Raw genomic sequence first — 19802 nt, forward strand, 5'->3', positions numbered from 1 at the left:
TGAGCCGGATCACTCCGCGGCGGTCTTCCTTTGGGAGCTGCCGCTGCGCAGTCCATCCGTCCCCAGGACGTATGACTGCACCAGGTGGTTCCAGCTGCAGGTGCGGCACACCTCGACTACGTAGACGCTGAACTCCTCGAAGAGGGTTGCCATCCTGGCGAGTTCTTCAGCTGTGCGGGCCGAACCCGCAGCGTGCTTCAGCTCGTCGCCGTAGACCCAGGACACCAGCGTCAGGGGTTCCTTGCGGCACACAGGGCAGGTCACCGTGCTCGGTTCACCGTGGAACTTCGCCGCTCGGAGCAGGTATGGACTGGCGTCGCACACCTCCATGACCCCAGACCGGCCGGAGTAGACCTCGGCGAGCAGCGCACGGCGCTGCAACGCGTAGTCCACCACCTGCCGCTGGGTTCGCACCCCATCAGACTACGTGGCTGGCACAAGGCCCCGGTGAGCCGTTCAGGGCAGTGCTGCCGGGTCGTTGTTCATCTCACGCCCGGAAGCTGGTGGTGTCGATGTATCGGCCCGATATAGTCCGACTGCCTGTCAATCGCGTCACAACCACGTCCGGAAGGGGTGCCAGATGCTGGAGCTGGCGATCCTCGGCATCCTGCACCGGGCCCCGATGCACGGCTACGAACTGCGGAAACAACTGGGCTGCCTGCTCTGCGGGCATCGCCCGGCGTTCTCCTTCGGCTCGCTCTACCCCACCCTGCGGCGGTTGCAGCGAGCCGGATTGATCGCCGAGGACGGTGGCGAGCCCAGTGCCTCCGCCGGCCGGGCCCGGCGGGTGTACGGACTGAGCGCGGCCGGCCGGGAGCACTTCGCCGGCCTGCTCGCCGAGGTCAACCCGCAGCATTGGGAGGACGACTGCTTCGGCGTCCGGCTGGCCTTCTTCTCCCGCACGCCGCCGGAGGCGCGGCTGCGGATCCTGGCCGGCAGGCGGCGCTGCGTGGCGGAACGGCAGGAGCGGATCAGGTCCACCCTGGACCGATCCTGCGAGCACGTCGACCACTACACCCGGCAGTTGCAGCGACTCGGCCTGGACGGCGCCGAGCGCGAGGTGCGGTGGCTGGACGAGTTGATCGAGGCGGAACACCGCCAGCGATGAGGACGACTTTGAAGGAGGACCCGGCCATGTCCGGAGACCGCCGCAGTGTGCGGGTGGCCATCGTCGGCGTCGGGAACTGCGCCGCGTCCCTGGTGCAGGGCGTGCAGTACTACCGCGACGCCGACCCCGACAGCCGGGTGCCCGGCCTGATGCACGTGCAGTTCGGCGACTACCACGTCCGCGACATCGAGTTCGTGGCCGCGTTCGACGTGGACGCCAAGAAGGTCGGCATGGACCTGTCCGAGGCGATCCTGGCCAGCGAGAACAACACCGTCAAGATCTGCGACGTGCCGCCGCTGGGCGTCAGCGTGCAGCGCGGGCACACCCTGGACGGCCTCGGCCGGTACTACCGGGAGACCATCCAGGAGTCCGACGAGCAGCCGGTGGACGTCGCGCGGGCCTTACGCGAGGCCGAGGTGGACGTGCTGGTCTCCTACCTGCCGGTGGGTTCGGAGGCGGCCGACCGCTTCTACGCCCAGGCCGCCATCGACGCGGGCGTCGGCTTCGTCAACGCGCTGCCGGTGTTCATCGCCAGCGACCCGGTGTGGGCGGAGAAGTTCCGCGCCGCCGGTGTGCCGATCGTGGGCGACGACATCAAATCCCAGGTCGGCGCCACCATCACGCACCGCGTGCTGGCCAGGCTGTTCGAGGACCGCGGGGTGGTGCTGGATCGCACCATGCAGCTCAACGTGGGCGGCAACATGGACTTCATGAACATGCTGGAGCGCGACCGCCTGGAGTCCAAGAAGGTCTCCAAGACCCAGGCCGTCACCTCCCAGGTCGACCACGATCTCGGCGCCCGCAACGTGCACATCGGCCCGTCGGACTACGTGGCCTGGCTGGACGACCGCAAGTGGGCCTACGTCCGCCTGGAAGGCCGCGCCTTCGGCGACGTGCCGCTGAACCTGGAGTACAAGCTGGAGGTCTGGGACTCGCCCAACTCCGCGGGCGTGATCATCGACGCGGTCCGCGCCGCCAAGATCGCCCTGGACCGCGGCATCGGCGGCCCGGTGCTGTCCGCTTCTTCCTACTTCATGAAGTCCCCGCCGGAGCAGTACGACGACTCGGTGGCGCGGGACAAGGTCGAGCAGTTCATCCGCGGCGAGGACTGATCCCGCGGGCCGCGGGCGGTGTCAGGTGCACCGGCCGCGGCCCGACTGGCCGAGGCAGCAGCGATCCCAGTCGAATGCTTGAGCCTTCGCGTTCTCCAGGAATGTGCGGGCGGGCGCGTAGGTGCCACGCAACCACCGGCCGAGCACGAGCGCGGCGACATGAGCCGCCCCTGCCTGTTTCAGGCAGACACTCGCGGACTGGATTCGCGCGCCGGTCGTCCAAGTGTCGTCGACGAGCAGTATCCGCCGACCGGCGAGGTCGTCGGCGCAGCCGAACCGGCTTGGCGTCACTGCTCGGCTGCCGGGCTGCTCTGCATTGGCTTTCAACGGAGTGCCGAGTCGGGCGCGGGTTCGTCCGACCCTGGTGCTCAGCATGGCGTTGAGCGGATGATCGGTCCGTCCTTGAGTGCTTGGCACGGCGACAACCAGATCGAAGCTGGGCACTCCGGCCGCGGTCTCCAGGCAGCGCTCGTGCTCGTGCAGGAACTGCGCGAGCACGGCCGAGAGGTTCTGCTGAAGTTGACGGCGAACGGCAGCCGAGGGCGAGTTCTTGTAATTCCGGAGTTCATCAGCGAACTGGTCGCTGTCCATGGCAAGAGCCACCGGCACAACGACATCGGCCAGCAGCCCGCCGTACTGTTTCTGATGGAGGTAGCAGGGATGGCAGCGTGACCAGCCGTCCACGCAGCTCCAACAGACCGAACAGACGCCTGGACCTGCTGTCGGCACCGGAACCAGATAGTTGCTGTACTGCTCGGTGACGCGAAAAAGCGGACCCATCGGCTCAAAGGTGAATCAGATCAGGAAGTTCTGTGGTGAGTTCATCGAGCACCTTGAGAACATGTTCCGGATTCTCCAGCACCGTGGTGTTAGGCCGCTCCGCCATGGCTTGCCCCCAGCTAGTTCCGCGTACGACCTCGGGGGTCAGGAAGACATGACGCCCATGTTCCAACGCCACTCGGGCCTGAATCCGAGTGCCGCTGTGCTCGCCTGCCTCGACTACCACGGTCGCCACCGCATAGCCGCTCATTACCGTATTGCGCATCGGGAAGTGGTGTTTCGCTGGCGCAGAGTCTGGCCAGAACTGGGACAGAACCGCACCGGTCCGGCCGATCTCCTGCTGCAGTTCCGCATTCTCCGCAGGGTAGTTTCGTCGAAGGCCGGTCCCGATAACCGCAACTGTTCGTGCGCCAGCATCCAGAACAGCCCGGTGCACAGCGGTGTCCACACCTGAGGCAAGTCCACTGAGGACAGTCCATCCAGCCTGAGCCAGAGCTGTCGCGAGCCCTCGTGCTCTATGTAGGCCGTGTTGACTCGCGGCACGGCTACCTACGACCGCGACCGAGCGCTCGTCCTGTAGATCAAGACTGCCCCGATAGATGAGGAAGGGGGGGCGCTGGTGTACCAGCATCAGTCGTACCGGATATTGCTCATCGAGCACTGTGATCAGCCGCATGCCCTCGCTCGACCAGGACTCGATCTCCTGCTCGATCCCGGCAAGTTCGGCTTCTAGGTCTCGATCGACATGATCGAGAGTTGGCTGAGCCGGAGTGAGTAGATAGTCGATTACCTTGAGGGCGGAGCCTGCTTCTTCGATCGCCACGGTGATCTCAGGCCAGGGGCGACTGCTGCCGCGCAAGGCAAGCAGAAGTGCCGCCTGTTCTCGCCGGTCCATCACGGCACCATCCTATCGAACGGACGTTCGAAACTCTAAGGGTTTGGTGTCACCCGATGCGGCAGTTTAGGGGCTGGTCGGGCTGATCATCGTCATGCCCGCAGCCGTGCTGCGATGCATCTCCGGTAGTGCGGCGGCGGCCCCGGCCAGTCCGATGGTCCGGGTGATCAGCCGGTCCGGCCGCAGCTTCCCGCTGCTGACCAGGGCCATCATCTCCGGGTAGGCGTGCGCGGCCATGCCGTGGCTGCCCAGCAGGGCCAGTTCGTGCGCGATCACCCGGCCCATCGGCAGCGGGGTCGCGGCGCCGGGCAGCAGGCCGACCTGGACGTGTCTGCCGCGGCGGCGCAGGCCGTTGATCGAGTTGGTCGCGGTGGCCGGGTGGCCGAGGGCGTCCAGGGACAGGTGCGCGCCGCCGCCGGTCAGGGTGCGCACGGCCTCGGCGGTGTCCACGCCGGCGCCGTTGATCACTGCCGTGGCGCCGAGTTCGGTGGCCAGGGACAGGGCTTCGTCGTTGAGGTCGATGGCGATCACCTGGGCGCCCGCGGCGGCGGCGATCAGCACCGCGGACAGGCCGACGCCGCCGCAGCCGTGCACGGCCACCCACTCGCCCGCGCGGGCGCCGCCGATGTCGCGGACCGCGCGGAAGGAGGTGGCGAACCGGCAGCCGAGGGCGGCGGCGGTGTCATAGGCCATGGCCTCGGGCAGGGCGACCAGGTTCACGTCGGCCTGCTGGATCCGCACGGCCTCGGCGTAGGAGCCCCAGTGGGTGAAGCCGGGCTGGGTTTGTGCGGAGCAGACCTGCTGGTCACCGGCCTGGCAGGACGGGCAGGAGCCGCAGGCGCTGATGAAGGGCACGGTCACCCGGTCGCCGGGCCGCCAGCGGCGCACCTCCGCGCCGACCTCGCGCACCACCCCGGCCAGCTCGTGCCCTGGCACGTGCGGGAACGTGCTGATGTCCGCGTCGTGGCCCATCCAGCCGTGCCAGTCGCTGCGGCACAACCCGGTGGACTCCACCGCGATCACCGCATCGGCCGGGCCGGGCACCGGGTCGGGCAACTGCTCGACGGTCACCGGACCGCCGAAGGACTCGTAGACCACCGCGCGCACGGGCGAAACATAACCCGGCTCTGCACAATGCGACTGTGGGTATTCGAGAGGTCGATGAGTTCGGGCGGCGGTTGCGGGCCGAGTTGCCCGCCGCGACCAGGCTGGACCCGCAGACCCGCGCCGCCTACGGCTCGGACGCCTCCCTCTACCGGGTGCTGCCGACCGCGGTGCTCGAACCCCGCGACCTGGACGAACTGGGCGCCGCGCTGGCCATCGCGCGCGAGCACGGCGTGCCGGTCACCAGCCGGGGCGGCGGGACCTCGGTGGCGGGCAACGCGATCGGCACCGGGCTGGTCGTCGACTTCTCCCGGCACCTCAACCGGGTGCTGGCCATCGACCCGGACGCGCGCACCGCGACCGTGCAGCCGGGGGTGGTGCTGGACGAGTTGCGCAGGCAGGCCGCCGGGCACGGGCTGACCTTCGGGCCGGATCCGTCCACCCAGTCCCGCTGCACGCTCGGCGGCATGATCGGCAACAACGCCTGCGGCCCGCACTCGGTGGCCTGGGGCACCACCGCCGAGGTGGTGCACCGGCTGGACCTGCTGCTCGCCGACGGCCGGGCGCTGACCGCCGGGCCGGGCGGCAGCGCGGACGCGGAGCTGGACCGGCGGCTGATCACGTTGCGGGACAAGCACTTGCCCGAACTCCGGCTGGAGCTGGGCCGGTTCCGCAGGCAGGTCTCCGGGTACAACCTGGCGGAGTTGTTGCCGGAGAAGGGTTTCCATCTCGCGCGGGCGCTGGTCGGGTCGGAGGGCACCTGCGCGGTGCTGACCGGCGCGACCGTGGCGCTCACCCCGCTGCCCGCGGCGAAGGTGTTGCTGGTGCTGGGTTTCGCCGATGTCTACACCGCGGCGGACCAGGCCCCGCTGCTGGCCGCAGCCGGTGCGCTGACCGTGGAGGGGATGGACGAGCAGCTCATCGCCGCACTCGGCAACGGGCCGGGAAGTGTTGCGGCGAAAGAACTCCCGCCCGGCCGGGCCTGGCTGTACTGCGAGGTCGCCGGGGCGGATCAGGCCGGGGCGGCCGCGCGGGCGGCGGAGCTGGCCGGGCTGGTCGAGGCCAGTGCGCTGGTGGTCACCGACGCGTCGCGGACCGCGGCGCTGTGGCGGATCCGCAAGGACGGCGCCGGGATCGCGACCCGGATGGCCGACGGCGGTGAGGCCTGGCCTGGCTGGGAGGACTCCGCGGTGCCGCCGGAACGCCTCGGCGGCTACCTGCGTGAACTGCACGCCCTGCTCGGCGCGCACGGCTATCGCGGCATCGCCTACGGCCACTTCGGCGAGGGCTGCCTGCATCTGCGCTGCGACTGGGATCTGCTGACGCCGCACGGGGTTTCCCGCTACCGGGAATTCATCGAGGCCGCCGCCGACCTGGTGGTCGCGCACGGCGGCACCAGCTCTGGCGAACACGGCGACGGCCGGGCCCGCTCCGCACTGCTGGCCCGCACCTACTCACCCGCGCTGCTGGCCGCCTTCGCCGGGTTCAAGCGGATCTTCGACCCGGACGGCCTGCTCAACCCGGGTGTGCTGGTCGCCCCGCGCCCACTGGACGCGGACCTGCGGCCCGGCCACGACCGGATCGACCTGCCCGTCGTGCACGCCCTGCACGCCGACAACGGCTCCTTCGCCGCCGCGGTGCGCCGCTGCGTCGGGGTGGGCAGCTGCCGTCAGGCCAGCGGCGCGATGTGCCCGTCGTACCAGGTCACCGGGGATGAACTGCATTCCACCAGGGGCCGGGCCAGGGTGCTCGGGGAAATGCTGCGCGGTGAACTGCTCGATCCGGACGCCACCGCGGTGCACGCCGCACTGGACCTGTGCCTGTCCTGCAAGGCCTGCAAGCAGGAATGCCCGGTGCAGGTGGACATGGCCACCTACAAGGCCGAGTTCCTGCACCACCACTACCGGCGGAAACTGCGTCCGCGCGCGCACTACACGCTGGGCTGGCTGCCGCTGCTGGCCCGGCTGGCTCGCCCGGCGCCCGGTCTGGCCAACGCGCTCACCGCCCGCCCGGCCGCGCGCAGACTGGCCGGCCTCGAACCCCGTCGCGACCCGGTTTCCTTCGCCCGCACCAGTTTCCGCTCCTGGTGGCGGCGGCGCGGCGGACCCCGTGGCGCCGGCACCCCGGTGCTGCTGTGGCCGGACACCTTCACCAACTTCATCCAGCCGGAGATCGGCATCGCCGCGGTCGAGGTGCTGGAGGCGCTGGGCTACCGGGTGGAACTGCCGCCCGGGCCGGTCTGCTGCGGGCTGACCTGGCATTCCACCGGTCAGCTGGACATGGCCCGCCGGGTGCTGCGCCGCTCGGTCCGCGCGCTGGCGGGAGACCGGCTGGTCATCGGGCTGGAACCGTCCTGCACCGTGCTGCTGCGCGAGGATGCCGCCGAGCTGGTGCCCGAGGCGGCCGGACTGGGCACCCGGGTGCGCACCCTGGCCGAGCTGGTCGCCGCGCACGAGGGCGACTGGCCGTTCGCGCGGTTGGACGCCAAGGCGATCCGGCAGCCGCACTGCCACCAGCAGGCCACCTTCGGCGACGCCGCCGAGCGGGAAGTGTTGTCCCGGCTGGGGATCGAGGTCGACGAAGTGGACGCGGGCTGCTGCGGACTGGCCGGGAACTTCGGTTTCGAGCCGGGGCACTGGGACGTCGCGCAGGCCTGTGCGGAACGCCAGCTCTACCCCAGGATCAGGGCCGCGCCGGCCAGCACGATGGTGCTGGCCGACGGGTTCTCCTGTCGAACCCAGGCCGGTCAGGGCACTGAGGTCACCGCGGAGCACACTGCGAGCGTGCTGCGCCGTGCACTCAGCCCTCCGGCATCTTCGAGGAGTGGTGGTTGATGATCACCCAGTGCCCGTTCCGCTTCTCGTAGACGAAGGTGTAGCGGGCGTCGGTGGTGCTGCCGTTGGCGAAGGTGAACCGGTAGGTGCCGGTGTCCACCGCCGAGTGCGGGCCCTGGATGGTGATGATGCTCTGCAGGATGCGCCCGCGCGGCTTGTTCTCCAGGAAGTGGTTGAAGTAGTCCACGATTCCGGCGCGGTCGGTGCGCACCCGGTTGGACAGAGTGGGCAGCAGAACAGCGCCGTGTCCGTAGCGGTTGGCCACGATCTGGCTATTCCCGGTGGCGATTGCGGCGTCCCAGGCGGTGAACTGCGCGGCAATCTCCTGCTTGCTGGGCAGATCCCGGACACTCGCGGCCGATAAGGTCGCCGCACCGTCTGTCCCGGTCGCGCTTGCCGCGGCGCCACCGCCGAGGACAAGCCCGATGACCAGCGTGGATGCCGCGAGAACCCGAATTCGTCCGTGTTGAGCCTTGAGCACGAGAGTTCCTCCTCGTTGACGGCCGAGCGGCCAGACTCTGCGCCTGTTCCAGCTGTTTCGCGAGGGCCTTCGCAAGAAATCCAATGCGGATGTGACGCACGTTACTTAGGCTGCCTAATGATCTTTGTTAGGGTGACTAAGTGCCTACTCGGTATATCAAGATCGATTCATTGGCGCGGGAACTCTGCCCGCTGGTGTTCCGGCTCTACTACGTGGTGCGCCGGGAAACTCCGCAGCACCAGCTCACCCTCACTCAGGCATCCGTGCTGGCCACGCTGGCCGCCGACGGGGCGGCCCGGATGAGTGTGCTGGCCGAGCGGGAGGGCGTCCGGCTGCCGTCGATGACCGATGTCATCACCCGGCTGGAGCGACTGGGGCTGGCCAGCCGCGCGCCGGATCCGGCGGACCGCAGGGCGGTGCTGGCCGAGGCGACCGAGGACGGCACCCGGCTGATCGCCGAGCTGGTGCGGGCGCGCGAGGAGTTCCTCGGCCGCCGGCTGGCCGGGCTCGCCGCGGCCGATCAGGCCGCCATCGCCGCCGCCCTGCCCGCGTTGCGCCGGCTGCTGGCAGTCAGCTGAACTTGCGGCGGCGGCAAGCACTCCAGTGGGCGTTCACTGTATGCGGATCATGGCTGGTTAATCACTCACGGTGATGGTCTGCTCGGCGTATTTCACCGTTTTGCCCGCTAGCCAGGTTGCAAGCTGACAACAGAGCGTGGTTGTTTGTCTTCTGTTCACTTTCAGGTCTTCCCTGGCTCGCTTGACGGCCCTACGGTCACGCCGTTCCCAGACTGACGTCGTGGAGGTACGTGTGTCTCAAGGAGAGCAGGGTCGCCGTCTGCTGCCGCTGCTGCCCAACCATGCGGTTGGGCGCTCGTCGGTGACCTGCGAGTACCGATGTGGCAACGCGTGTGCGCACGAAGAACCGAACAACTCGGAGAATGAGTACTTCGGCGACATGGCCCGCAAGGCGATGTCCCGGCGGGGCATGTTGCGTGCGGGCGCCGTGCTGGCCATCGCGGGAGCGGGCGCCACCACGCTTGCCGGCACCGCGGCCGCCGACGTCAGGCTGGACCTGGGCGCAGGCCCGGTGGACGTCGATGTGGACCTCGACCTCGGCTTCGGCGGCGGCCGCCGCACCGCGGGGGTGAACTTCGAGCCGGTCGCGCCCAACCGCGAGGACAAGATCGTCGTCCCCAAGGGCTACACCAGCGAGGTGCTGATCCGCTGGGGCGACCCGGTGCTGCCCGGCGCGCCCAAGTGGGACTTCGAGAAGCAGACCGCGGCCGCCCAGGCCACGCAGTTCGGTTTCAACAACGACTACTGCGGCCTGGTGCCGATCCCCGGCTGCGACGACAGGTGGCTCATGGTGAACAACCACGAGTACACCGCCGAGGAGTTCATGTTCCGCGGCTGGAACAAGGACAACCCGACCCGCGAGCAGGTGGAGATCGCCTGGGCCGCGCACGGCCAGTCCGTGGTGCTGGTCGAGCGCAACCGCCGCACCGGGCGGCTGGAAGCCAAGGTGGACAAGCAGTACAACCGCCGGATCACGCTGACCACGCCGTTCGAGGTGCGTGGCCCGGCCGCTGGCTCGCAGTACCTCAAGACCTCGGTTGACCCGACCGGCACCGTGGTGCTGGGCACCCAGAACAACTGCGCGGGCGGGCTCACCCCGTGGGGCACGATCCTGTCCGGCGAGGAGAACGTCAACCAGTACTTCGCCAACGCGGACAAGGTCACCGACCCGGTGGTCGCCGCGAGACTGGCCCGCTACGGCTTCCCGAAGGGCACCAGCACCCGCAAGTGGGAGCGCTTTGACAAGCGCTTCGACCTGGCGCAGGAGCCCAACGAGGCCAACCGGTTCGGCTACATCGTGGAGATCGACCCGTTCGAGCCGGACCAGCCGCCGATCAAGCACACCGCGCTCGGCCGGTTCAAGCACGAGGGCGCCAACGTGATCGTGGCCCGCGACGGCCGCGTGGTCGCCTACATGGGCGATGACGAGCGCTTCGACTACATGTACAAGTTCGTCACCGACGGGAAGATGAAACACGGGCACAGCAAGCGCGCCCGCGAGCACAACAAGCGGCTGCTCGACTCGGGCACGCTCTACGTGGCCCGCTTCACCGGCGACAGCCCGGCCGCGGAGATCGACGGCTCCGGCAAGCTGCCCAGCGACGGTGAGTTCGACGGCACCGGCGAGTGGATCCCGCTGGCGCACAACAACAAGTCCTTCGTGCCCGGCTTCACCGCCGAGGAGGTCTACGTCTTCACCCGGCTGGCCGCGGACAAGGTCGGCGCGACCAAGATGGACCGGCCAGAGGATGTCGAGCCGAACCTGCGCAACCGCCGGATCTATGCCGCGCTGACCAACAACACCGACCGCGGCAAGGCTGGCAAGGAAGGCGCCACCGAGGTCGCGCCGCGCCTGGGCAACAAGAACGGCCAGGTGATCGAGATCGAGGAGCGGTTCTCCGACAACACCGCGACCCGGTTCAAGTGGAACCTGCTGCTGGTGTGCGGCGACCCGAAGGCCGCCGACACCTACTTCGGCGGGTACGACAAGACCAAGGTCAGCCCGATCTCCTGCCCGGACAACGTGGCCTTCGACGGCTACGGCAACCTGTGGATCTCCACCGACGGCAACGCGCTGGGCTCCAACGACGGCCTGTTCGCCACCCCGCTGGCGGGCAGGGAACGCGGGCACGTCCGCCAGTTCCTGACCGTGCCGATCGGCGCGGAGACCTGCGGTCCGATCATCGAGGAGCGGTTCGTGCTGGTCTCGGTGCAGCACCCGGGTGAGGTGGACGGCGCCACCGTGGAGAAGCCAGCCTCGCACTGGCCGGACGGCGGCACCAGCCAGCCGCGGCCGTCCGTGGTCGCGGTCTACAAGACCAACGGCGGCCGCATCGGCAGCTGATCCACCCCGCTGCTCAGCGGTGCTCGTTGCCTCTCCGCAAGGCGAGCACGAGCACCGCTGACATCAGCATCGCCGCCCCGACCAGCCACAACCCGGTGCGCTGACTGCCGGTGGCATCGGCCAGCGCGCCGGTGAGGTAGGGCGCGACGAACCCGGACAGGTTGCCCAGCGAGTTGATCAACCCGATCGCCCCGGCCGCCGCGGCGCCGGAGAGGAACGTGGTGGGCAGCGCCCAGAAGGTGGGCATCGCGGCCAGCACACCGCAGGCGCACACGGTCACCGCGATCATCGCGGCCAGTGGATTGCCCAGGTAGAGCGCGATCGGGATGGCCAGTCCGCCCAGCAGCGCGGGCAGCGCCACGTGCCAGGTGCGTTCCCTGGTCCGGTCGCCGTGCCTGCCCCACCAGATCATCACCGCCGCGCCGATGGCGTAGGGCACCGCGTTGATCAGTCCGCGCTCCACCACGGTGTAGGCGGTGCCGAACTGGGCCTCGAAGCCCTTGATGATGGTGGGCAGGAAGAAGCCGAGCGCGTAGAGCCCGTAGACGATGCCGAAGTAGACCAGCGCCAGGGCCAGGATCCGCGGTGAGGTGAGCGCCTTGCGCAGGGTCCAGCCGTGCTTGGCCTCGGTGGCCTGCTCCTCCGCGGCGAGTTCCGCGGTCAGCCAGGCCCGCTCCTCGTCGGAGAGCCATTTCGCGTCGGCCGGCCGGTCGGTGAGGAAGAACCAGGTCACCCCGGCCAGCAGGATCGCCGGGATGCCCTCGGCCAGGAACATGAACCGCCAGCCGGACAGCCCGAACACGCCGTCCCCGTAGCTGATCAGCAGGCTGGACACGGTGGCGCCGATCGCGCTGGAGACCGCCACCGCGGCCATGAACTGCGCGACCACCCTCGCCCGCTGGTAGGCCGGGAACCAGTAGGTCAGGTACAGGATGATGCCGGGGAAGAACCCGGCCTCGGCCACCCCGAGCAGGAACCGCAGCACGGACAGCGTGGTCGCGTTGGGCACGAAGGCCATCGCGGTCGCGATGATCCCCCAGCTGATCATGATCCGGGCAATCCACCGCCGCGCCCCGAACCGGTGCAGGGCCAGGTTGCTGGGCACCTCCAGCAGCAGGTATCCCACGAAGAATATGCCGGAGGCGAAGCCGAACGCCTTCTGGTCCATGCCCAGCTCGGCGGTCAGCCCGTTGGGCCCGGCAAACCCGATGTTGACCCGGTCCAGGTAGTTGATGAAGTACAGCAACCCCAGGAACGGGACCAACCGCCAGGTGACCTTGCGCATGACCCGGTCCCGCAACGCGACGGTGTCCATCCCGGGTTCCTAACCCCTCGACCGGCTACGGTCAACTCCATGACCTCCCGCCCCCGCGCCCTGGTGACCGGCGCCTCCCGCGGCATCGGCAAGGCCATCGCCCAGGCCCTGGCCCCCACCCACGACCTGCTGCTGGGTGGCCGGGACGCCGCCGCGCTGTCCGAACTGGCCACCGAACTCGGCAACGCCCTGCCCTGGCCGCTGGACCTGGCCGACTCCGACGCGCTCACCGCGGCCACCGCGGAGATCGACCGGCTGGACCTGCTGGTGCACAGCGCGGGCATGGCCGAACTGGGCGCCGTGGCCGACACCCCGGCCAAGGTCTGGCGGGAGACCTACGAGATCAACGTGGTCGCGGTGGCCGAGCTGACCAGGGTGCTGCTACCCGCCCTGCGCCGGGCCCGCGGCACCGTGGTGCTGATCAACTCCGGCGCCGGCCTGCGCGCCAACCCCGGCTGGGGCGCCTACGCCGCCAGCAAATTCGCCCTCCGCGCGCTGGGCGACGCGCTGCGCGCCGAGGAGGAGCCGCACGGCGTCCGGGTGACCTCGGTGCACCCGGGCCGCACCGCCACCGACATGCAGCGCGGCATCCGCTCCGCCGAGGGCGGCGACTTCCAGCCGGAGGCCTACCTGCGGCCGGAATCGGTGGCCAGCGCCGTGCTCATGGCCGCGACCGCGAGCCCGGACGCCCACCTCACCGAGATCGTCATCCGCCCGGCGGCCCGCTAGCTGATCCGCTCCGCGATCCGGCGCACCCCGGCCTGCGCCTTCCCCCGGTCCACCCTGGTCGGCTCGTGCCCGCTGACCACCTGCTCACCGGCCACCCACACCTCGGTCACCTGACTCGCCGCCGCGGACCACACCAGGTTCGACAGCAGCTGCACGTCCGGCGCCCAGGTGCCCAGCGGGAAGGCCGGGCTGTCCACGTCCACGTGCACCACATCGGCCCAGCGCCCGGCCTCCAGCGCGCCGATATCGGTGCGGCCGATGGCCGCCGCGCCCTCGCGGGTGGCCATCAGCAGGGCCTGCGGGGCGGTCAGCGCGGCCGCGTCACCCGAGTCCAGGCGGGCGAACAGGGCGGCCTGGCGGGCCTCGTCCCAGATGTCCAGGTCGTCGTTGCTGGCCGGGCCGTCGGTGCCAAGGCCGACCCGCAGGCCGCCCGCGCGCATGTCCAGCAGGCGGGCGGTGCCGGAGGCGAGTTTGGCGTTGGAGTTGGGGCAGTGCGCGACCGCGACGTCGTGCCGCTGGAAGATGTCCAGGTCGGTGTCGGACAGGTGCACGGCGTGCGCGGCCAGCACCCGGCCGCCGAGGGCGCCGATCTTCTCCAGCAGCTGGGGCACCGAGCCGTGTTCGGCGCGCACCGCGATGTCCTCCTGCAGGCCCTCGGCCACGTGGATGTGCATCAGCGCGCCGCCATCGCGGGAGAGCTGGGCGACCTCGGCGATGATCTCCGGGGTCAGCGTGTACGCCGAATGCGGGCCGTAACCCAGCTCGACCCGGTCGGCCGGACCGAAGCGCAGGCCGTCGGCGTCGATCCAGCGGGTGGTGTGATCGGTCAGCTCCTGCCAGCTGCCCAGCCGCTCCAGGCCGGGGGCGTTGATGATGCCAGGGGTGAGTAGCACCCTGGCGCCGGTGTCCAGCACCGCCTCGACGATGTGCTCGCCGTGGAAGAACATCTCCACACTGGTGGTCACGCCTGCCCGCAACATCTCGATCGAGCCGAGCAGCATGCCGTCGTAGGAGTCCCTCGGGATCAGCCGGCCCTCGGCAGGCCAGATCGCCTCGGTCAGCCAGCGCATCAGCGGCAGGTCACCGCCCAGTCCGCGCAGCGGCATCATCGGGGTGTGCGCGTGCGTGTTGATCAGGCCAGGGAGCAGGATGCCGGTCAGCTCCCGGACCTGGGCGCCCTCGGGCAGCGGGGGCGCGTCCGCGATCGGTCCACAGTGGACGATCCGGCCTGCCGCGTCGATGTCGACGACGGCGTCCCGCAGCACCGAGCAGGCGGTGTCACAGGGCAGGACTACGGGGGCCTTCAGGCGCATCGGCACGGGCATGCACGGATCCTGCCAAATCCGGCTCGGCCGGTGGCGTGGGCCTGGGGTGGTCCAGCACACAGCGCAGCCCGGCGAACAGGTCGTGCCAGGCCCGCTGATCGCGGCGGAACACCGGGGCCAGCAGCAACAGGGTGAACGCGGCCAGCCCGCCGAGGCCGATCAGGATCAGCATCTCCTGCTCCGGCAGGCCGAACCGGGCGGCCAGGTCGAACTCCTCCTGCAGCCGGATCAGCACCACCGCGGCGGTGGCGGCCAGTCCGGTCAGCACCAGCAGCACACCGGCCGGGCCGAAGACCTCGCGCAGCACCAGCCTGCCCAGGGTGGCCGGACTGCCGTCGGCCTTGCGCACCCGGAACTTCAGCAGCCTGCCCGCGGGCGTATACCCCTTGTCCAGCAACGGCGACACGATCCGCGCCAGCAGGTAGCAGACCGGCAGCAGGAAGCCGGCGTCGTAGCCGGTGAACGCGCGCAGCACCAGCGCGGCGAGCCCGATGATGATCATGTCCAGGCCGTAGCCGACCACCTGGCGCGGCAGGCTGGCCGAGTCGGCCAGTGCCCTGGTCTCGGCCGCGGGCAGCAGCTTCGGCACGATCAGCGCGGCCGGGGCGATCAGCCCGCCGAGCGCGGCGCCGAGGGTGTTGGCCATCAGGTCGTCGATGTCGAAAAGCCGGTACGGGCAGGGGTAGATGCCGAAGTTGCCGGTGACCTGGGTGATCTCGATCAGCAGCGAGGCGCCGAACCCGATCGCCAGCACCCACCGCCGCCGCAGCCCGTGCACCCGGCGCAACAGCACACCCAGCGGCACGAACAGCGCGATGTTGAACACGAAGCTGAGCATCGACTTGGAGGTCAGCCCGGCCAGGAAACCGGACCGGTTGTGCTTGGCCAGCTCGGTCTGGATGTCGCCGATGAACTGGAACGGCGTGAACTGGGTGCTCTGCCTGCCGGTGCACACGCTGTCGATCGGCGGGAACGGCATGAACACCAGCGCCAGCAGCACCAGCCCGTACAACAGCGTCGCGTACAGCACGAACGACCGGCGCGGGTCGACCCGGCCGAACCGGACGTAGTGGAAGGCCACCACCGGTATCAGCAGCGCGAGGCCGATGATCAGGAAGTAGAACAGGCCGGTCTGGATGTTCTGCACGTACAGCTGAGGCACAGCGGAATTCTGTGGCCTGGCGCGATGATCCAGATCGGCTTATCGGCCAGAACCACTCGTACTTCCGGATGCCTCACCCAGTAGGGGTCAGGCGACGAACGTCGTCAGGGTCCTCGATCCGCTCGTGCCGGATCGGCTCCACCGGCCGCCGCCGCACCCGCACCGCCCTGGTGCCGGAGATCCGCTCCGGCCAGCCGAGCTGGTCGCGGCGGAACATCGGCGACACCAGCGCGCCGTAGGCCAGCACCAGGCCGAGCACCGCGCACAGCGCCAGCGCGGTGAGCACCCGCAGGTTGTCCGACCAGTCACCGGTGAGCACCGGCGCGATCAGCACGAAACACCACAGTCCCGGCAGTTCCAGCGCCTCCCGCCCGGCCACCCGGAACAACCCGGCGGGCGAGCCGTCACCGCGGCGCACCCGGTAGCCGAGCAGGTAGCCACCCGGCGTCCAGCCGCCGGTCAGCCACGGCACCACCACGCGGGTCAGCAGCACCGGGGCCAGCGCGACCAGCGCGCCGCCGCCGGTGGTCAGGAAGAACATGCCGCTGAGCAGCAGGTCCACCGCGAGCGCGGCCAGCTTGCGCGGCACCCCGACGGTGTCCGGGAAGACCGGCACGGCGGGCGCCAGCTTCGGCAGCAGGATCACCAGCGGCGCCAGCGCGAAACCGAGCAGCGTGCCGCCGGTGTTGGCGATCAGGTCGTCCACGTCGAAGAGCCGGTAGGCACACGGGTACAGGCCCCAGTTACCGGTGAGCTGGGTCAGCTCGAAAGCCATCGACACGCCGAACCCGGCCGCCGCGGTGGTGCCAAGGCCCTTGCCGAAGGCCCGGCGCAGGAACACACCCAGCGGCGCGAACAGCGCGATGTTGAAGGCGAAGCTGAGCATGGACTTGGCGGTCAGCCCGGCCAGCAGCCCGGAGCGGCCGTGCTTGGCCAGCTCGGCCTGGATGTCGCTGATGAACTGGAACGGGGTGAACTGGGTGGTCTGCTGCACTCCGGTGCACACCTTGACCGGGTCAGGGAAAGGCAGGAACACCAGCGAGATCGCGATCGCGGCATAGGCCAGGAAGGCGTAGAGCACCAGCGCCCGGCGCGGCTCCAGCCTGCCGTAGCGGCGGTAGTGCACCGCGGCCATCGGCAACAGCAGCGCGAAACCGATGCCCAGGAACAGCAACAGGCCGGTGCGGACGGAGCCGAGGTAGGTCGCGATCACCCGGTCAATGCTCGGGAAAACCGCGCCCCGCCCCATCGACCGCGCAGCCCGGAACGCTCGGCCGAAGAGCCTGTCCCTGGCGGTCCCGGATCGGCCGGATGGCCGAGGGGTCAGACCGAATCGAGCCGTTTCCGCAGCGCGGCGAGGCGGCCACCTGGCGGGGCTGGCGGCTGGGAGAACTTGGCCGGACCGCCGACCCGGGCCCGTTGCACCGCCCCGGTGTCCACCCGGAAGGCGGGCCGCCCGCCACTGGGCCGCTGCCGGGAGCGCAGCCAGGCCAGCCGGTGCTGGGCCTCGCTGTGGTGGTCGGTGATGGTGACCTCGGCGGCGTCGAAGGAGTGCAGCACCGCGCGGTTGAGTTCCAGGGTGGCCCGGTCCCGCCACAGCGTGCGCTCGGAGCCGGTGTCCAGCCCCAGCCGCTCGGCGACCTCGCCGGCCATCGCGTACGCGCCCTCGTCGGCCAGCGCCCTGGTGCCGATCTCCGCGCCGACGAAGAAGGAGTTGAACGGCGCGGCCGGGTAGCTGATGCCGCCGATGGACAGCCGCATGTTGCTGATCACCGGCACCGCGTGCCAGCGCAGGCCCAGCTCGCCGAACCAGGCCAGCTCGGGATGGGTCAGCGGCACCTCCAGCACCGCCTCCCTTGGCACCGTGAACAGCTTCGCGCCCTCATCCGCGGTCTCCACCACCAGCGGCAGCAGGTCGAACCGGCCCGGCCGGGCCGGGGTCCGGTAGCCGAGCGCGCGCATCGAGTCGGTGAACTCGGCATAGCGCGGATCGCCGGTGATCACGCCATCCTCGCCGCGGTGCCCGGCGTAGCGGACCAGCTGCTCGTTCCAGATGCACGGACCAGGCCGGTCCGGGGTGTCCGGCGCGAACACGGTGACCAGCGGGCGGATCGCGCCCTCGTTGGTGGCCTGGCGCAGGTGGTCGAAGCATTCCGCGGCCACCGCGGCCGGCCTGCGCACTCCGCGCAGATCGCGCACCTTCAGCCGCCGCCAGGGCATGCCGCTGGTGCACCAGCCGGAATCCCGCAGGGCCACCCTGGCGCCGTAGGCCAGCTCCGCCGCGGTGTGCCGGTAGGTGCCGCTCTTGCCGACCTCCGCGCGGACCTCGGCCAGGCGCTGGCTCAGCGGTCCGGCGCCGGAGTGCGAGTCATGGAACATGCGGAGGAACTCCTCCGCGGCCATGAGATCGACCTGGGCGGCCGGGGGGCTCGCCGCCGCCGGCGCGAAGCTGATCACCTGGGTGTCGACTACGGTCACGGGTCGGTAACGTAGTTCGTGAACCCGGTCACGCGTCACTGCCGTACGGGGCATGAAGTGCGGCAGCTTTGCTCACCCGATCCAGTGGTCAATTCACCGAGAGTGGCGATCTTGACCACGGACCGTCAGCTGCGCTCGAAGATCACATCGCGGATGACCCGGCCCTCTTCGTGTGCCCGCTGCTCGAACTTGGTCACCGGCCGCCAGTCCGGCCGCGGCGCCCAGCCACCCGGCTCGTCGGCGAACCGGTTGCGCAGCAACGGGGTCGCCCGGCAGGCGGCCATCATCTCCACCGAGTACTGCGCCCAGTCGGTGGCCAGGTGCAGGGTGCCGCCCGGCTTGATCCGGGAGGCGGCCAGCGCGACGAACGCCGGCTGCACCAGGCGCCGCTTGTGGTGCTTCTTCTTCGGCCACGGGTCCGGGAAGAAGATCCGCACCCCGTGCAGCGAGTCGGCCGGGATGTTCTGCCGCAGCAGGGTGACCGCGTCCCCGCGCAGCAGCCGCAGGTTGGTCAGGCCGAGCTTCTCCACCCGCAGCAGCAGCTGGGCCAGGCCGGGCTTGTAGACCTCGGCGGCGACGTAGTTCAGCTCGGGCGCGGCCGCGGTGAGCTGCGCGGTGGTCTCGCCCATGCCGGAACCGATCTCCAGCAGCACCGGGGCCTCGCGGCCGAACCAGGCGTCGAAGTCGACCGGGTCCGCGCCCAGCTCGTCGACCTCGCGCCCCAGCGTCGGCCAGTACTGCTCGTAGGCGCGCTGCTGTCCTGGGCTGAGCCGGGCGGTGCGCTGCACGAAGCTCACCACGGTGCGCCAGTGCGCAGGCCGGACGGGGTCCTGCCCAGTCGAAGTCATCATTCCCTCACGCCGCGGTCCTGCGATTACGGCCCCGACTCTGCCAAATGGCAGTGCCGGGGCCGCAGTCGGGTCCAGCGGGCTACCAGCCCTCGATCTCCGTCAGCCGGGCGGCGAGTCCGGCGAGTCCGGCCACGGCCACCGCGGGCCGGGGGTCGTTCTCGTGCGCCGGGTGCACATCGAGCCAGCCCAGGTGCGCGTCGGTCAGCGTCACCGTGGTCGGCAACCCGGTCGAGGTGCCAGGGTCCGACGGCACGTACTCCCAGTAACCGTCTTCACCATCACCCACCCAGGGGACGTAGAACCACCCGGGACGGTTGGCCAGCAGCTCGTGCACACCGTCCTCGACGGCGAATCCGGCCTGCCGGTGCACCAGGTCGCCGCGGTGCAGGGCGCGCAGCCACCACGGGGCCTGCACCGTGTTGCCGCCGTGCGAGGCCGCCCGGAACAGGTGCAGCACCTGGCGCTCCGGCGCCCGCTCCACCCAGGACCGGCGGGCCTGCGCGGGGGTGGTCGCGGCGGCGGCGTAACCCATGCGTTCGATCGCCTGGGACCATTCCAGTGCCGCGGTGGGCTCAACCCTGAGCCCGGAGAGTCGTGCTGGCGGGCGCCGCTTGATCTGGTCCCCGCGCTGGTTCGGCAGTCTCGACAACGCTGTCGATGCGCTCACCGTCGGTGAGTCGAGCATCGGTTCGGTCATGATCACCTC

Annotated in this window: 18 protein-coding genes; 6 read left to right on the forward strand and 12 right to left on the reverse strand. The window is 70.1% G+C overall.

The annotated features are described in order from the left end of the window. Positions 1 to 9: 9 nt before the first annotated feature. Positions 10 to 414: a DUF5318 domain-containing protein gene (locus ACTOWY_RS26520; RefSeq protein ID WP_247755071.1), complete on the reverse strand. Its 405-nt coding sequence runs from the start codon at positions 412 to 414 to the stop codon at positions 10 to 12. Between the two features lie 166 nt (positions 415 to 580). Here ACTOWY_RS26520 and ACTOWY_RS26525 point away from each other — a divergent pair, with 166 nt between their 5' ends. Together ACTOWY_RS26525 and ACTOWY_RS26530 are read left to right on the forward strand one after the other, a co-directional pair. Beyond that, positions 581 to 1108 carry a PadR family transcriptional regulator gene (locus tag ACTOWY_RS26525; protein ID WP_247755072.1) on the forward strand — a complete coding sequence of 176 codons (528 nt, stop codon included), beginning with the start codon at positions 581 to 583 and terminating at the stop codon, positions 1106 to 1108. 26 nt (positions 1109 to 1134) lie between these two features. Further along, the gene (locus tag ACTOWY_RS26530) at positions 1135 to 2220 is read left to right on the forward strand and encodes an inositol-3-phosphate synthase (protein WP_185000960.1); all 1086 of its coding nucleotides are present in this window, start codon (positions 1135 to 1137) and stop codon (positions 2218 to 2220) included. Positions 2221 to 2241: 21 nt separating this feature from the next. On the opposite strand, the gene ACTOWY_RS26535 is transcribed toward ACTOWY_RS26530, so the two are convergent. From ACTOWY_RS26535 to ACTOWY_RS26545, 3 genes are all read right to left on the reverse strand, one after another. Next, positions 2242 to 3000 (reverse strand): ComF family protein, encoded by a 759-nt coding sequence (locus ACTOWY_RS26535; protein WP_441312365.1) that lies wholly within the window; start codon positions 2998 to 3000, stop codon positions 2242 to 2244. Between the two features lie 4 nt (positions 3001 to 3004). Beyond that, on the reverse strand, positions 3005 to 3895 hold the full coding sequence (locus ACTOWY_RS26540) for a DNA-processing protein DprA (protein WP_441312463.1): 891 nt from the start codon (positions 3893 to 3895) through the stop codon (positions 3005 to 3007). A gap of 66 nt (positions 3896 to 3961) precedes the next feature. After that, the gene (locus tag ACTOWY_RS26545; RefSeq protein WP_441312366.1) at positions 3962 to 5002 is read right to left on the reverse strand and encodes a zinc-dependent alcohol dehydrogenase family protein; all 1041 of its coding nucleotides are present in this window, start codon (positions 5000 to 5002) and stop codon (positions 3962 to 3964) included. 35 nt (positions 5003 to 5037) lie between these two features. Between ACTOWY_RS26545 and ACTOWY_RS26550 the strand changes: the two genes are divergently transcribed. Further along, positions 5038 to 7833: an FAD-binding and (Fe-S)-binding domain-containing protein gene (locus ACTOWY_RS26550; protein ID WP_441312367.1), complete on the forward strand. Its 2796-nt coding sequence runs from the start codon at positions 5038 to 5040 to the stop codon at positions 7831 to 7833. Here the strand turns inward: ACTOWY_RS26550 and ACTOWY_RS26555 are convergent. Beyond that, the gene (locus ACTOWY_RS26555) at positions 7799 to 8314 is read right to left on the reverse strand and encodes an SgcJ/EcaC family oxidoreductase (protein ID WP_441312368.1); all 516 of its coding nucleotides are present in this window, start codon (positions 8312 to 8314) and stop codon (positions 7799 to 7801) included. The two genes, ACTOWY_RS26550 and ACTOWY_RS26555, sit on opposite strands and share 35 nt — an antisense overlap. A gap of 140 nt (positions 8315 to 8454) precedes the next feature. Between ACTOWY_RS26555 and ACTOWY_RS26560 the strand changes: the two genes are divergently transcribed. Continuing rightward, positions 8455 to 8892, forward strand: a complete 438-nt coding sequence (locus ACTOWY_RS26560) for a MarR family winged helix-turn-helix transcriptional regulator (RefSeq protein ID WP_441312369.1) — start codon at positions 8455 to 8457, stop codon at positions 8890 to 8892. 220 nt (positions 8893 to 9112) lie between these two features. Next, entirely contained in the window at positions 9113 to 11236 is a 2124-nt protein-coding gene (locus tag ACTOWY_RS26565) for a PhoX family protein (RefSeq protein ID WP_441312370.1), read from the forward strand. Between the two features lie 13 nt (positions 11237 to 11249). Here the strand turns inward: ACTOWY_RS26565 and ACTOWY_RS26570 are convergent, their stop codons facing one another. After that, positions 11250 to 12551, reverse strand: a complete 1302-nt coding sequence (locus tag ACTOWY_RS26570) for an MFS transporter (protein WP_441312371.1) — start codon at positions 12549 to 12551, stop codon at positions 11250 to 11252. Positions 12552 to 12590: 39 nt separating this feature from the next. Here ACTOWY_RS26570 and ACTOWY_RS26575 point away from each other — a divergent pair, with 39 nt between their 5' ends. Further along, positions 12591 to 13280, forward strand: a complete 690-nt coding sequence (locus ACTOWY_RS26575; protein WP_441312372.1) for an SDR family oxidoreductase — start codon at positions 12591 to 12593, stop codon at positions 13278 to 13280. On the opposite strand, the gene ACTOWY_RS26580 is transcribed toward ACTOWY_RS26575, so the two are convergent. From ACTOWY_RS26580 to ACTOWY_RS26605, 6 genes are all read right to left on the reverse strand, one after another. Next, positions 13277 to 14599 carry an amidohydrolase family protein gene (locus tag ACTOWY_RS26580; protein WP_441312464.1) on the reverse strand — a complete coding sequence of 441 codons (1323 nt, stop codon included), beginning with the start codon at positions 14597 to 14599 and terminating at the stop codon, positions 13277 to 13279. The genes ACTOWY_RS26575 and ACTOWY_RS26580 overlap by 4 nt on opposite strands. Further along, positions 14559 to 15767: a VanZ family protein gene (locus tag ACTOWY_RS26585; protein WP_441312373.1), complete on the reverse strand. Its 1209-nt coding sequence runs from the start codon at positions 15765 to 15767 to the stop codon at positions 14559 to 14561. Before ACTOWY_RS26585 ends, ACTOWY_RS26580 begins: the two co-directional genes overlap by 41 nt. 73 nt (positions 15768 to 15840) lie before the next feature. Continuing rightward, the gene (locus tag ACTOWY_RS26590) at positions 15841 to 16980 is read right to left on the reverse strand and encodes a VanZ family protein (RefSeq protein ID WP_441312374.1); all 1140 of its coding nucleotides are present in this window, start codon (positions 16978 to 16980) and stop codon (positions 15841 to 15843) included. Positions 16981 to 17090: 110 nt separating this feature from the next. Then, on the reverse strand, positions 17091 to 18245 hold the full coding sequence (locus ACTOWY_RS26595) for a nitric oxide synthase oxygenase (RefSeq protein WP_441312375.1): 1155 nt from the start codon (positions 18243 to 18245) through the stop codon (positions 17091 to 17093). Positions 18246 to 18370: 125 nt separating this feature from the next. Further along, complete coding sequence (gene trmB / locus ACTOWY_RS26600; protein WP_441312376.1) at positions 18371 to 19096, reverse strand: tRNA (guanosine(46)-N7)-methyltransferase TrmB; 726 nt, start codon at positions 19094 to 19096, stop codon at positions 18371 to 18373. Positions 19097 to 19175: 79 nt separating this feature from the next. Then, the gene (locus ACTOWY_RS26605) at positions 19176 to 19793 is read right to left on the reverse strand and encodes a hypothetical protein (protein ID WP_441312377.1); all 618 of its coding nucleotides are present in this window, start codon (positions 19791 to 19793) and stop codon (positions 19176 to 19178) included. Positions 19794 to 19802: the final 9 nt, after the last annotated feature.

Origin of the sequence: Crossiella sp. CA198 (genome assembly GCF_052078295.1) — a bacterium.
Taxonomy (GTDB): Bacteria; Actinomycetota; Actinomycetes; order Mycobacteriales; family Pseudonocardiaceae; genus Crossiella.